The sequence below is a fragment of the Dyadobacter sp. NIV53 genome (assembly GCF_019711195.1).
Classification (GTDB): Bacteria; Bacteroidota; Bacteroidia; order Cytophagales; family Spirosomataceae; genus Dyadobacter.
This window is the reverse complement of sequence record NZ_CP081299.1, coordinates 4118813-4131631: the sequence shown is the minus strand read 5'-3', so window position 1 is coordinate 4131631 and position 12819 is coordinate 4118813. Positions and strand designations below refer to the sequence as shown.

12 protein-coding genes are annotated in these 12819 nt (G+C 39.6%); 7 read left to right on the top strand and 5 right to left on the bottom strand.

The window, feature by feature from the left end; genetic code table 11:
• Nucleotides 1–151: 151 nt before the first annotated feature.
• Nucleotides 152–994 (top strand): hypothetical protein, encoded by an 843-nt coding sequence (locus KZC02_RS16875; protein WP_221389784.1) that lies wholly within the window; start codon nucleotides 152–154, stop codon nucleotides 992–994.
• A gap of 162 nt (nucleotides 995–1156) precedes the next feature.
• On the opposite strand, the gene KZC02_RS16870 is transcribed toward KZC02_RS16875, so the two are convergent.
• Nucleotides 1157–1987 carry an aminotransferase class IV gene (locus KZC02_RS16870; RefSeq protein WP_221389783.1) on the bottom strand — a complete coding sequence of 277 codons (831 nt, stop codon included), beginning with the start codon at nucleotides 1985–1987 and terminating at the stop codon, nucleotides 1157–1159.
• 477 nt (nucleotides 1988–2464) lie between these two features.
• Between KZC02_RS16870 and KZC02_RS16865 the strand changes: the two genes are divergently transcribed.
• Nucleotides 2465–3439, top strand: a complete 975-nt coding sequence (locus KZC02_RS16865; RefSeq protein WP_221389782.1) for a polyprenyl synthetase family protein — start codon at nucleotides 2465–2467, stop codon at nucleotides 3437–3439.
• A 29-nt stretch (nucleotides 3440–3468) separates the two neighbouring features.
• Nucleotides 3469–4098, top strand: a complete 630-nt coding sequence (locus tag KZC02_RS16860; protein ID WP_221389781.1) for a rhomboid family intramembrane serine protease — start codon at nucleotides 3469–3471, stop codon at nucleotides 4096–4098.
• Nucleotides 4099–4168: 70 nt separating this feature from the next.
• Here KZC02_RS16860 and KZC02_RS16855 read toward each other — a convergent pair whose 3' ends face one another.
• The 4 genes from KZC02_RS16855 to KZC02_RS16840 all read right to left on the bottom strand — a co-directional run bounded on the left by KZC02_RS16855 (nucleotide 4169) and on the right by KZC02_RS16840 (nucleotide 9404).
• A complete protein-coding gene (locus tag KZC02_RS16855; protein ID WP_221389780.1) occupies nucleotides 4169–4828 on the bottom strand; it encodes a phosphatidylserine decarboxylase family protein in 660 nt (219 codons plus the stop codon).
• Nucleotides 4829–4967: 139 nt separating this feature from the next.
• On the bottom strand, nucleotides 4968–8315 hold the full coding sequence (secA, locus tag KZC02_RS16850; protein ID WP_221389779.1) for a preprotein translocase subunit SecA: 3348 nt from the start codon (nucleotides 8313–8315) through the stop codon (nucleotides 4968–4970).
• A gap of 249 nt (nucleotides 8316–8564) precedes the next feature.
• Nucleotides 8565–8768, bottom strand: a complete 204-nt coding sequence (locus tag KZC02_RS16845) for a helix-turn-helix transcriptional regulator (protein ID WP_221389778.1) — start codon at nucleotides 8766–8768, stop codon at nucleotides 8565–8567.
• 3 nt (nucleotides 8769–8771) lie between these two features.
• On the bottom strand, nucleotides 8772–9404 hold the full coding sequence (locus KZC02_RS16840; RefSeq protein ID WP_221389777.1) for a DUF2975 domain-containing protein: 633 nt from the start codon (nucleotides 9402–9404) through the stop codon (nucleotides 8772–8774).
• A gap of 165 nt (nucleotides 9405–9569) precedes the next feature.
• On the opposite strand from KZC02_RS16840, the gene KZC02_RS16835 reads away from it, so the two are divergent.
• The 4 genes from KZC02_RS16835 to KZC02_RS16820 all read left to right on the top strand — a co-directional run bounded on the left by KZC02_RS16835 (nucleotide 9570) and on the right by KZC02_RS16820 (nucleotide 12815).
• Nucleotides 9570–9908 carry a hypothetical protein gene (locus KZC02_RS16835; RefSeq protein WP_221389776.1) on the top strand — a complete coding sequence of 113 codons (339 nt, stop codon included), beginning with the start codon at nucleotides 9570–9572 and terminating at the stop codon, nucleotides 9906–9908.
• A gap of 140 nt (nucleotides 9909–10048) precedes the next feature.
• Nucleotides 10049–10282 (top strand): PspC domain-containing protein, encoded by a 234-nt coding sequence (locus KZC02_RS16830; RefSeq protein WP_221389775.1) that lies wholly within the window; start codon nucleotides 10049–10051, stop codon nucleotides 10280–10282.
• 238 nt (nucleotides 10283–10520) lie between these two features.
• Entirely contained in the window at nucleotides 10521–11699 is a 1179-nt protein-coding gene (locus KZC02_RS16825; RefSeq protein WP_221389774.1) for an acetyl-CoA C-acyltransferase, read from the top strand.
• Between the two features lie 105 nt (nucleotides 11700–11804).
• Complete coding sequence (locus KZC02_RS16820) at nucleotides 11805–12815, top strand: glycosyltransferase family 2 protein (protein ID WP_221389773.1); 1011 nt, start codon at nucleotides 11805–11807, stop codon at nucleotides 12813–12815.
• Nucleotides 12816–12819: the final 4 nt, after the last annotated feature.

The window sequence follows — 12819 nt, the reverse complement described above, 5'->3', positions numbered from 1 at the left end:
AATCCTTCCCGGTTATGCTGTTTTTTTATGCCCTGATTTTTATTGTTTAAAAATCATCATCAAGGTTGTAGTGTATCACGCAACCCTCACTTCTGATTATCCGTATGCACTAAAAAACCAATTCATCTCTAACAATAAAAATTACGTCCCAATGAAATTCTTCAATTTTTCCCGCCAGCTGGTAACAATGGCCTTCCTGGTCGCTGCCAGTTTATCCTGCTCCGACGACGACCCGATTACCCCGCCTGTTGTAACGTATGATGTGATGGTGAAGCAGACTTCACTGGGTAATGTTTTAACTGATGCAGCTGGAAAAACACTGTATTTTTTTTCCAATGATGTGGACGGTTCTTCGACCTGTACCGGTGGCTGTTTGACGGCATGGCCCATTTTTTCAAAAGCAAGCCCTAAGTTGGATCCAAGCCTGACAGCTACTGAATTCAGCTCAATTACCCGGGCCGATGGCCAGACCCAGGTTACTTACAAAGGATGGCCATTATATTACTATCAAAAAGATGTGGCACCCGGAGATGTAACCGGGGAAAATGTGGGTAAAGTATGGTTTGTTGCTAAAACCACCTACACCGTTATGATTGCGAATAAACAGCTCGTAGGTAATGATGGAAAATCTTATGATTCTACTTATAAGGAGGGAACGGGCGCAACCAAATTCTTTGTAGATGACATGGGCCGCACACTTTATGGCTTTGCAAATGACAAAAAGAACGACAATAACTGGACGACAAATGTTGAGGCACATGACGCAAGCTGGCCAATTTATTCGGCTGAATTGAAGGATTTACCTTCTACTGTTGATAAAGCGCTTTTTACTACCATTGATGTGTTTGGCAAAAAACAGCTTACTTATAAAGGATGGCCATTGTATTACTTTGGAAACGATCAGCAAACAAGGGGTTTAACAAAAGGAGTCAGTGTACCACGACCTGGTATATGGCCGATTGTAAACCTGAATTCCCCTCTTGCACCTGAGTAATTCAGAACTTATTGTGGGGTAATGCAGAAAGCTGGTTTCCGGATTGGAGGCCAGCTTTCTTGTGTAAAAAAGGGTTCACGCGGGTAGTGCAGATTTTTTCTTAGTAAAGTCTAAATAGAGAAGAATGCGGTAATCCGTGGCACAGCTATTCCTGCTATTAAACTACTTTCCCCACGCTCCTACCAGTTCTTCGAAAAGCTTTTGTAAAAAAAGCGTTTGTTTTCCGGTTTCGCCGTTCCCGACGTGATGATTACCTATTTGCACGACCGGCATTACCCATTTCGTAGTACTTGTTGTAAAAACTTCATCGGCTTCCATCAGTTCATCATACGTTACCGGGCGAACTTCTATTTTGAAATAATGTTCAGCCAGTTCCATTACAACACGGCGCGTTATACCATTTAATATGTTCTGATCCGAAGTAATTAAAGTATTGTCCTTGATTAAAAAAACATTACTTCTTGTCAGTTCGCTAATTTCACCATCCTTATAGAAAAGTAAATCCGATGCCTCTTGTTTTTTCATTTCCTCGGCCATCAGAACCATGTGTACATAGTTTGTACTTTTAATCTCAGGCAAGTCACGGACGTATTCGTAAGGAAGCACTTTAATCCCTTTTAACCGTCCTGCCGGATTGTCCTGCGGTAAGGCTTCTGTACGTATCAGAAAATTAGGCTGAATCACATTTACACTATCAGGCGCATATCCTCCCGTTAGTACAAACCGGAAAGCTACCTCAGCTTCTCCCGATAACGCATGCAGATCAGCTAAAATATCTGCTGTTTCTTCCTGGGTTAATGGCAATTTAAGTTTCAGTAATTTGGCGGAGTTCTCAAATCTTTGCCAGTAATCGTCCCAACGGAAAGGTACACCGTTATAAGTCCTGAAATAGTCAAACAATCCATAACCTCTCAGTAATCCAAGATCATTGGTTTTAAATAATTCTGCATCAATTGGAAAAATTTCTCCGTTGAAATATTGGTGGAAAGGCATAGCTGAGATTAGGATTAGGATAAAAAACAAACGTTTGACCCAAAGGTATTAAAATCATATTGTTATGATCTAGGCGATGTATAAAATGCCGGTAATTTATCATCCTGGTAGAAAATTGAAAGCTTACTTTATAATTTTCTATCATAACGGCAACATAATCTGACAACCGGACAGACCGCTTGTCAGATAAAAGCCATTGATCGTAACTTCGTTTTGAGTTTTTCACCACTATTTGCCTACTTTGCATACATCTCTGATTAACAATTTAAAAATACTCCGTATTTAGAGCATGTTTAAATTTGTATAATAAAATTGTTTATCGTCTATTTTTTGCTCTAAACAAGGCAAATTTTGCAGGGATAGCCCTAGCTATCACGAAAAATTTAACGCAGTTTCGATCTAAAAATAGCATAAACAAAATATTATATAAATTTTAAACCGGCTCTTACCACGGAAGAAGAGCTGAAACAGACGCGAATGACAAAAACTGAAAACCTGCTGCAAACGCTGCAAACCGAATTTGAACAACATACTTACGGCCGTAATCCTGCCGAATTATATGAACCCATAAGATACATTATGTCGCTGAGCGGCAAACGTTTCAGGCCACTTCTTACATTACTTTCTGCATCCATTTACAGCGACGACTGGCAAAAAGCGATTAAACCTGCAATGGCAGTTGAAGTCTTTCACAACTTCACATTAATGCATGACGATATTATGGACCGGGCACCTTTGCGGCGTGGAAAAGAAACTGTTCATGAAAAATGGAATGCCAATACGGCTATTCTGTCGGGAGATGTAATGCTTATTAAAGCGTATGATCTTTTACTTGATATACCCAAAGAATCGCTGCGTTCAGTTATAGCCCGTTTCAACCAGACAGCCGCGAAGGTTTGTGAAGGCCAGCAGCTGGATATGAATTTTGAGACGCGGTGGAACGTTACAGAATCAGAATATCTTGAAATGATCCGGCTCAAGACATCTGTTTTGCTTGGTTTTGCATTGGAACTTGGAGGTATAATCAGTGGGGCCGATGAGGAATCAACACAGCTTTTATACGCAGCCGGTGAAAACATGGGAATAGGATTTCAGTTAAAAGATGATTTGCTGGATGTATACGGCGATCCTGAAAAATTCGGCAAACAGGTTGGAGGGGATATTATTTCAAACAAAAAAACATTTTTACTCATTGAAGCGCTTACACAAGCAAGCGGAGATGTGAAGTCTGAATTGGAAAAATGGATTTCTAAGGAAGATTTTGAACCCGAAGAAAAAGTAAAAGCAGTAAGGGATATTTACGAAAAACTACAAATCCGCACATTTACCCAAGAAAAAATAGATGACTATTTTGCCCGCGGCATAAACAGTCTTGAACAGTTAAATATTGACGAGGAACGTAAACAGCCTTTATTGCAATTTGTGCATCAGCTTGTTGAGCGCGAGAAATAAATTACTATTGTACCACTTAAAAATTATTCATGTCTATTACCCTTATACTCGTCATTATTACCTGCGGTATCAGCTACTATGCCTTCAACAATTACAGTTTGATGGACAAACTGATTATGAATCCGTACAGAGTGACCAAACGTAATGAATATTACCGCTTTGTAACATCCGGCTTCATCCATGCCGATTTTGGACATCTTATCTTTAACATGCTCAGTTTATGGTTTGTAGGAGAAGGAATTGAAAGGCTTTTTGGTATGCTGTTCGGAGCAAGCGGAAGTTTGTATTACTTGTTTTTATACATCGTCGGAATAGTCGTTGCAGATATTCCTACTTTTATGAAACACCGTAATAATTCAAATTATAACTCCTTGGGCGCATCCGGAGGTGTATCGGCTGTATTATTTGCGTTCATATTGTTTGCCCCAACCACAGACATTTATCTGTATTTTTTCATCCAGCTTAAAGCATTCATTTTCGGGATACTTTTTCTGGGTTATTCTTTTTATCAGGGAAGACAAGGAGGTGGATATGTCAATCACAGTGCCCACTTATATGGTGCTATTTTCGGATTGGTGTTTATGGCCGTCGTTTATCCGGATTCAGTTCCTGCCTTTTTTCAGCAGATTGGAAGCTGGGTTTCTCAGATAGGAAGGTAAGTTAAAAAATCACAGAGATTTGACAACACCGGGCCGCCGCCTTTCAAAAAGTTGTTAAATCTCTTAAAACTTACTTTAATTCAGCAAGTACAGTAATACTTCCAACGGTTTTATCCTGAAGATTCACTTTTATTTCTGCATCCAATGGCAGAAAAATATCTACACGCGAGCCAAATTTAATAAAACCCATTTCTGTACTTTGTTCAACCTTATCTCCTTCTTTCACGTACCAGCGGATACGACGCGCCGCTGCGCCTGCAATTTGACGGAAAAGAATATCAATTCCTTCTACTGTACGAATCACGACCGTAGTACGTTCATTATCCGTACTGGACTTGGGATGCCAGGCAACCAGATATAATCCCTTGTGGTACTTAAAATACTGAATCACACCGCTGATAGGGTTCCAGTTGATATGTACATTTAATGGGGACATAAATATACTTATCTGGCGGCGCGGGCCATTGAAATATTCGGTTTCTACTACTTCTTCTATCACTACGACCCTGCCGTCGCACGGAGCTACGACCTGTGTATCACTTTTATGGACAGTACGGGATGGCACGCGGAAAAACTGTACTACCAAAACGAAAACAAATACGCTTATAAATAATACAATACGCGTAATCCAGTATCCTTCGGGTAATAGATATTGTATTCCTAAGTTTATCAATATCAGCACGATAGCTGTAACAGCCATGATCGTGTATCCTTCTTTGTGCAATTTCATTCAGGGGCAAGTTTTGTTAATATCTTCTTCCGAAGATACAAATATCGTATAAATCCTGATTTACCATTAACAAAAGCCCCGCCAATCACATTTTGAAAGGCGGGGCTTGTATAAAATATCAGTTTATTTTATCACTAAACTATTCAATTACAACGCAATCTCCGTTTTTAACTTCCGCTTCTACTTTTTTATATTTTACATCACGTAAAATACGGCCGTCACGGTATTGCACTGAAACTTTCTGATTTCTGTCTGCAATTTTAATAGTGCGGACTGGTTGCGTTTTTGTAGTTGACTCCATCTGACGAGCATATTCACCAGGTCCGTCCATTTCAGGCTCGAAATCTTCTTCCCGGTTTGTGTGCAAAGCAGGTGCAGGTGCAGCAGGACGACGAACTGTTTGAGGTATTGCCGTTGCCGGAGCAGCATCATCCTGAGGAATATCTGCTTTCATTAAAAAGGCGATCATATCAAAGTTTACCTTGCTTAGAAAACGTTTGAACAATTCTACCGATTCGAATTTATAAATAAGCAATGGATCTTTCTGTTCGAACACCGCATTCTGAACGGATTGTTTCAGGTCGTCCATTTCGCGCAAATGTTCTTTCCATTCCTGGTCAATCAGAGAAAGCACAATGGCTTTTTCCATTTCGTGTGTAATCTCACGGCCGTGGTTTTCAACGGCTTTTTTCAGATTGACAACTACGCCGGTCTGACGGATCCCATCGCTGAACGGGATCATAATCTCAGTAATAGCAGCACCTCTTTCAGCCTGAATAGACGTTAGTATAGGCAATGCTTTTTGTGAAATGCCTGTGTTTTTATCCTGATACTGTTTCTCGGCAGCTTCATATAGTTTTTGGGCACGGTCATTTGGCCTCATTGAACCATACTCCGCTTCGGTAAACGGAAGCTCCATTCCCAGTGTAGTAATTGCCGCCAGTTCCAGTTCTGTATAAGTACCTGCTGTAGAAGAAATTTCTTCACAAACATCAAAAAGTGTGTTGGCAATATCAACTGCCAGACGATCTCCGAACAAGGCATTACGACGACGCGTGTAAATAGCATCACGCTGGTAGTTCATTACGTCATCATATTCCAGAAGACGTTTACGCATACCAAAGTTATTTTCCTCTACTTTCTTCTGTGCACGTTCAATAGATTTGGTAATCATCCCGCTCTGGATCACTTCACCTTCTTCCAGTCCCATTCTGTCCATTACCTTCGCCATACGGTCCGAACCGAACAAACGCATCAGGTTATCTTCAAGAGAAACAAAGAATTGTGAGGAACCGGTATCACCCTGACGACCCGAACGACCTCTCAACTGACGGTCAACACGGCGACTTTCATGGCGTTCTGTACCAATAATTGCCAAACCACCTGCTGTTTTCGCATCGGCAGTCAATTTAATATCCGTACCACGTCCAGCCATGTTGGTTGCAATCGTTACAGTTCCCGGCTTTCCGGCTTCTGCTACTACTTCTGCTTCCTTCTGGTGCTGCTTGGCATTCAGTACCTGATGTGGTATTTTACGAAGCGTAAGCATCCGGCTGATAATTTCAGAATTTTCTACCGAAGTAGTACCCACCAATACCGGACGGCCGCCTTCTACAAGCTCAACGATTTCGTCTGTAACTGCATTGTATTTCTCACGAACAGAACGGTAAACTTTATCTTCTTCATCCTTGCGGATTACATTAACGTTAGTTGGAATTGAAACAACGTCCAGTTTATATATTTCCCAGAATTCCCCCGCTTCTGTTTCGGCTGTGCCAGTCATACCGGCAAGCTTGTGATACATACGGAAGTAATTTTGAAGCGTTACAGTTGCATAAGTTTGTGTAGCATCTTCAATCCGCACACTTTCCTTGGCTTCAATCGCCTGATGCAACCCGTCGGAATAACGACGGCCATCCATAATACGGCCTGTTTGTTCATCAACGATTTTTACTTTCCCGTCCATCAACACATATTCCACATCTTTTTCAAAAAGTGTATATGCTTTCAAAAGCTGATTGACAGTATGGATACGTGCAGTTTTTACAGAGTAGTCACGAATTAATGCTTCTTTCTGAACAATACGCTCTGACTCCGTTAAAGAGGGGTCTTTTTCAATTACGTCAAGATCAACCGCAATATCAGGCAGAATAAAGAAGCTTGTTTCATCCGATTCACCAGTCAGGAAGTCAATTCCTTTTTCGGTTAATTCAATACTGTTGTGACGTTCGTCTATTGTAAAATAGAGAGGGGCGTCAGCAACCGGCATCAGTTTTTGGTTTTCAGCCAAATGAATAGATTCTGATTCCTGCATCAATTGCCTTATACCCGATTCACTCAGGTATTTAATTAAAGGCTTATATTTTGGCATACCACGATGCGCACGGAACAAAGATAAAGCACCTTCCTTTTTGTCTCCGCCGGCAATCTTTTTCTTTGCATCGTTCAAAAGATCCATAGCCAGCTTTTTCTGAGCCTCAACGATCTTGTGTACGCGTGGTTTTAAATCAAGATATTCCTGTTCGTCACCTCTTGGTACCGGGCCACTGATAATCAACGGTGTACGTGCATCATCAATCAAAACGGAGTCAACCTCATCAACCATTGCGAAATGATGCTTACGCTGCACCAATTCCTCCGGCGTGCGTGACATATTGTCACGGAGATAATCAAAACCGTATTCGTTGTTGGTTCCGTAAGTAAGATCCGCTTTGTAGGCATTCCTTCTTGCCGTGGTATTAGGCTGGTGGCGGTCAATACAATCTACGCTCATCCCGTGAAACTCAAAAAGCGGAGCGTTCCACTCTGCATCACGTTTAGCCAGGTAATCATTCACCGTTACGATATGAACACCTAATCCTGCAAGAGCATTTAAAAAAGAAGGCAAAGTCGCAACAAGCGTTTTACCTTCACCTGTTGCCATTTCAGCAATTTTTCCCTGATGTAGTACCACACCACCAATAAGCTGTACATCGTAATGCAGCATATTCCATTTGATAGGCTGGCCAATTACATCCCAGGTTGTATTCCAGTATGCTTTGTCCGCTTCAATTGTAACATGTGCTTTTTTAGAAGCCACCTCACGGTCAAAGTAAGTAGCAGTTACTTCCAGTTTTTCGTTATCCTTAAAACGGCGGGCTGTATCCTTTACAATGGCAAATGCTTTTGGAAGTATATCCAAAAGCACTCTTTCCAGTTCCTTGTTACGATCCAGTTCCAGGGTATCTATTTTCTTGAAAATCGCTTCTTTGTTGTCAACATTTGGCTCATCAATAGCCTGTTGGCGCAAAACAGCAATTTGTTCATCTATGGTTTTAAGCTCGGAAGCAATATGAGATTTAAGTCCTTCTGATTCTGCGCGGAGCTCGTCATTGGTCAATGAAGCCAATAAGGCATATTCAGCATTGATTTTCCCTACATAAGGGGTCAATTCTTTTAAATCCCGTTCCGCTTTTGTGCCGAATAGCTTCGAAAATATTTTAAACATGATTCTCTATTATATATATTATTATTCGTTCCCTTTTACCAAAAAATATTACGCCTGATAGTTTATATGTGTCAGATTGTCAGCAAATCTATCATTTTAAAGAGCAAAGGTAATTTATTACAAATAGTTATTAGCAAGTTGTGGGATAATCCTAAGGAAAGTCTAATGTTAATTAAGTAATTATCGAAGCATACAACTGTCAATATTAACGTTCAATTTGCTTTTTGATTACCTGAACAGCCTCACTCTTTACTTGCTATACTCCAATATATCCGCCGGCTGGCACTCGAGTACTTCGCATATTTTTTCAAGTGTAGAAAACCGAATTGCTTTTGCCTTTCCTGTCTTTAAAATAGATAAGTTGGATAAAGTAATATCCACCTGTTCGGCAAGTTCAGACAAAGACATTTTACGACGGGCCATCATTACATCGAGGTTCACAATTATTGGCATGAGCTAAACAGTTAAATCAATTTCTTCCTGAATAGACAATCCGCGCTGATAAATAATTGCAATAGCATAAATAATAAGGCCAGTAATAAATCCATTCCCCACATCAGTTATAAGTTCGAATCTGGGTAGTAAGATGCTATTATGCAATAGATTATTAAAAATAATGTAATGTAAAATGCCTACCAGATCAGAAGCAATAAATAAAATTGCTAATAAATTCAGTCTTTTATAGATACTTTGTTTAAAAGCATCAATGAGATCAGCCTCGCTGAATATCTTTTTAAACAACCATAAAATCATAATTCCAAAGCACAAATCTATTAATGTGGAAAGGAATGTATAGTACCCTAATATTGAATTGCTCGTTACAACCAGATTATAACGGTTAGAAATAGCAGAATACTGTACCAGGCTGTCAGCAGAATAGAACAACTCCGGTTTTATTTCTTTATTTCCAAAGGACATCACTTCATGATTAAAGCCAGAATGATTGGATATAAATCCATTCATGGTTCCCTCCGGATCTAAAAACCTTAATCCATAAGTAAAGAGTACGCCAATTGTAATAAAAATCAGTATGTAAAAAAGTACGTTTGTCGAAATCCTGAGAAACGAAAAGACAAGTTGTGGCTTCATATGAGATCAGTTTAAGATTTAAACAAAAGTATTTGCTTTAATATTATAAAACAACTATTATTTATTGAAAAACAATAAATAATAGTTGTTTATCATTGATTAAATGAAATCGTAAATAATTAACTGATTAGTCATTAAACTTAAAATGCTTTTATCAGGACTCCATTGCATATTCCTACAATCGAAACCTTTACGAATAATGAATTAGTCGCTTTCAGCGTGGCCAATCCGGATTTGAATGTAGAGCTTAATGAAAATGGGCAGCTCTTCATCAACATTACACCTGCTTTTGCACTTAGCATTTCCAATAACAGCGAACTTATTATTTGGAACCGCCGCCATAAAACAGGCAAAGTACCGGAATTAAATGGCGGATATTTTTTAAAAGATTCTTATATGCATCAACCTGAATTTCTGACAACCTGCTCATTTGAAGAAACGCTGTATGGAGAGGATGTTCTTCCTGATTTTTCTGTGAAGCTATGTGGTATTCTTGAATATTAACATACAACTTCAGCACTTCTTCCTCCTTAAAACCAACCACTTTTCATTCAGAATAACCACTGATAACATTTTAAATACAACTACCATGTATTACATAGTACCTTTGATACAACAATAACAAACCATAATAATAAATAGCCATGAACAACAATAAATTGTTTCGCAACATAAATAACAAAATGATTGGCGGGGTAGCCTCAGGTTTAGCCGATTATCTTCAAATTGATGTAACAATCGTGCGGGTGCTTTTCGTTTTGGGAATTTTTATTCCCGCACCTTTTCCAATCGTTTTATTTTATATTATCCTTTGGATGGTGATGCCGGCAAGTGTTAAAAATTCAGAGATTGTAAAAGAACATCATTCTATATCATAAAAAATTCATCAGGACTTACTGGTAATTACAAACCGTCGGAAAACAAATCCCGGCGGTTTGTTGTTTTATACATAATTGCTAATTTTACAAATGGTATGCAGGCATACTATTTTTTTGTGCTTGTTTTCTTTTTACGGTTGCACGAATTTTATTAAAAAAATACATTTGTAATTTGTTCGTGTCAATTCGTGCATCCGTGGCAACCCCATTTTTTTGAACTAAAAAACCAACATTATATATGAACGCATACATTGTTGCCGGATATCGCAGTGCAGTTGGAAAGGCAACACGCGGAGGTTTCCGGTTTACCCGCCCGGACGATCTGGGAGCAGAAGTTATCAAATACCTTCTTGAAAAATTGCCTAACCTTGATCCCGCACAAGTTGACGATGTCATTGTAGGAAACGCTGTACCGGAAGCAGAACAAGGCATGCAAATGGGCCGGTATGTTGCTTTGCTCGCTTTGCCAAAAAACGTTTCGGGCATTACTATTAACAGATATTGTGGTTCAGGAGTGGAAGCAATTGCTATGGCATCTGCCAAAATTCATGCAGGCATGGCTGACTGCATTATTGCCGGAGGAACAGAGTCTATGTCTATGGTACCTACAATGGGATGGAAAACAGCATTAAATTATGAAATTGCCCACACCAATCCGGATTATTATTTAAGCATGGGCCTGACGGCCGAGCAGGTTGCAAAGGATTTTAATATAAGCCGGGACAGACAGGATGAATTTGCATTTCAGTCCCACCAAAAAGCATTGAGGGCACAACAGGAAGGCTGGTTTTCCGATGGTATTGTTCCGATTACAGTAAAAGAAACCTATTTTGATGCGGCTTCGGGCAAGAAAAAAACAAAAGAAACAACCATAACCCAGGATGAAGGCCCACGTGCCGATACTTCGGTAGAAGCTTTGGGTAAATTAAAACCTGTATTTGCTGCCGGTGGATCGGTAACGGCAGGAAATTCTTCACAAACCTCAGACGGAGCGGCTTTTGTGGTCGTTATGTCAGAAAAAATGGTGAACGAACTAGGCCTTAAACCCATAGCCAGGATGTTATCTTATGCTACGGCAGGCGTAGATCCGCGTATCATGGGAATTGGACCGGTGGCTGCCATACCTGTTGCTTTAAAACAAGCAGGATTAAAATTAGCTGATATTGAGCAAATTGAATTGAATGAAGCGTTTGCTGCACAATCATTGGCGGTGATTCAGGAACTGGATATTAACCCGGACATTGTAAATCCTAATGGCGGTGCTATCGCTCTCGGACATGCTTTGGGATCGACCGGTGCAAGGCTTTCGGTACAGCTTTTTAATGAACTGCGCAGACAAAATCAGAAATACGGAATGGTGACGGCATGCGTTGGAGGCGGACAAGGAGTGGCCGGTATCTACGAAAGGCTGAATTAACCCGGACAACAATAACTTCATAAATTTAAATAGTCTCCCGTGAAGATATGACAGTCTTCCCGGGAGATTCTTTATTTTTGCCCCCTTAACTTTGCACCGCTATTCATGGATGTATCCATTATCATCATAAATTACCGCACACCAAAGCTCATTCTCAATTGCTTAGACTCTATATATACGCATACATCCAATATTGAATTTGAAATAATCATCGTGGACAATGATCCTGAAAATGGTGGTGCGGACATAGTCAAAAATGCATATCCGGCCGTAAAATGGATTGATATGGATTACAATGTCGGATTTGGAAGAGCCAATAACAAAGGGATGTTCATAGCAATCGGGGATTATTTTTTGCTTTTAAATGCCGACACACTCGTTACCGACAATGTAATCGGCCGCTGTTTTGACAGGCTTACTAAAAGACAGGATATTATTGCATGCGGGGCATTTCAGCATTATAAGGATGGAACAACAATGCCATTTTATAAAAGCTTTAATGAATTCAGGAAAACTTTTTTCATTTTACCTCCGGGCGGTTTTATTACCAGAATCATAAACAAAGTATATCCCGAACCACAATACGAGGATCCGGATCAGTATGACTGGCTTGTTGGTGCATTCATATTTGTAAGAAAAAAGGGTTTTGAACTTACAGGTGGATTCAGTGATGATTTTTTCATGTATGGCGAGGATGTTGAATGGTCGGGCCGGTTGGGGAAGGTTGGTAAACTTTGCTATTTTAAAGATTGTACTTTTATACATCTTGAAAATGAAAACCCGTTTCGCCGTACCAATATTTCATGGATTAACAGGTTCAGTACGCAAATGCAGGTTTCCAATTTTTTATGGATCAGAAAACAATATGGCATTTTTCAATACCTGCTCCTGATTCTTAATTATGTACTGATGATTCCGGTTATTTATATCTGGAAAATGGTATCAAATCTGAAAAATTCTGGTAATCCATTTTCAGATTTAAAAACACAATATATTTATTTACGAAAAACCAACGTCTTATTAAAATACTTTGGAAGGACATTATTTCTAAAAAAAGGGCTCTATAAAATTGCTTCATCCGATAATATAGATCTCCTCACATCATCTCAAACTTAAATCC

Excerpts from the sequence above, each read along its gene's own strand:
- KZC02_RS16875 (WP_221389784.1), top strand. The coding sequence starts at position 152 with ATGAAATTCTTCAATTTTTCCCGCCAGCTGGTAACAATGGCCTTCCTG.
- KZC02_RS16870 (WP_221389783.1), bottom strand. The coding sequence starts at position 1,987 with ATGCCTTTCCACCAATATTTCAACGGAGAAATTTTTCCAATTGATGCA.
- KZC02_RS16865 (WP_221389782.1), top strand. The coding sequence starts at position 2,465 with ATGACAAAAACTGAAAACCTGCTGCAAACGCTGCAAACCGAATTTGAA.
- KZC02_RS16860 (WP_221389781.1), top strand. The coding sequence starts at position 3,469 with ATGTCTATTACCCTTATACTCGTCATTATTACCTGCGGTATCAGCTAC.
- KZC02_RS16855 (WP_221389780.1), bottom strand. The coding sequence starts at position 4,828 with ATGAAATTGCACAAAGAAGGATACACGATCATGGCTGTTACAGCTATC.
- secA (WP_221389779.1), bottom strand. The coding sequence starts at position 8,315 with ATGTTTAAAATATTTTCGAAGCTATTCGGCACAAAAGCGGAACGGGAT.
- KZC02_RS16845 (WP_221389778.1), bottom strand. The coding sequence starts at position 8,768 with ATGCCAATAATTGTGAACCTCGATGTAATGATGGCCCGTCGTAAAATG.
- KZC02_RS16840 (WP_221389777.1), bottom strand. The coding sequence starts at position 9,404 with ATGAAGCCACAACTTGTCTTTTCGTTTCTCAGGATTTCGACAAACGTA.
- KZC02_RS16830 (WP_221389775.1), top strand. The coding sequence starts at position 10,049 with ATGAACAACAATAAATTGTTTCGCAACATAAATAACAAAATGATTGGC.
- KZC02_RS16825 (WP_221389774.1), top strand. The coding sequence starts at position 10,521 with ATGAACGCATACATTGTTGCCGGATATCGCAGTGCAGTTGGAAAGGCA.
- KZC02_RS16820 (WP_221389773.1), top strand. The coding sequence starts at position 11,805 with ATGGATGTATCCATTATCATCATAAATTACCGCACACCAAAGCTCATT.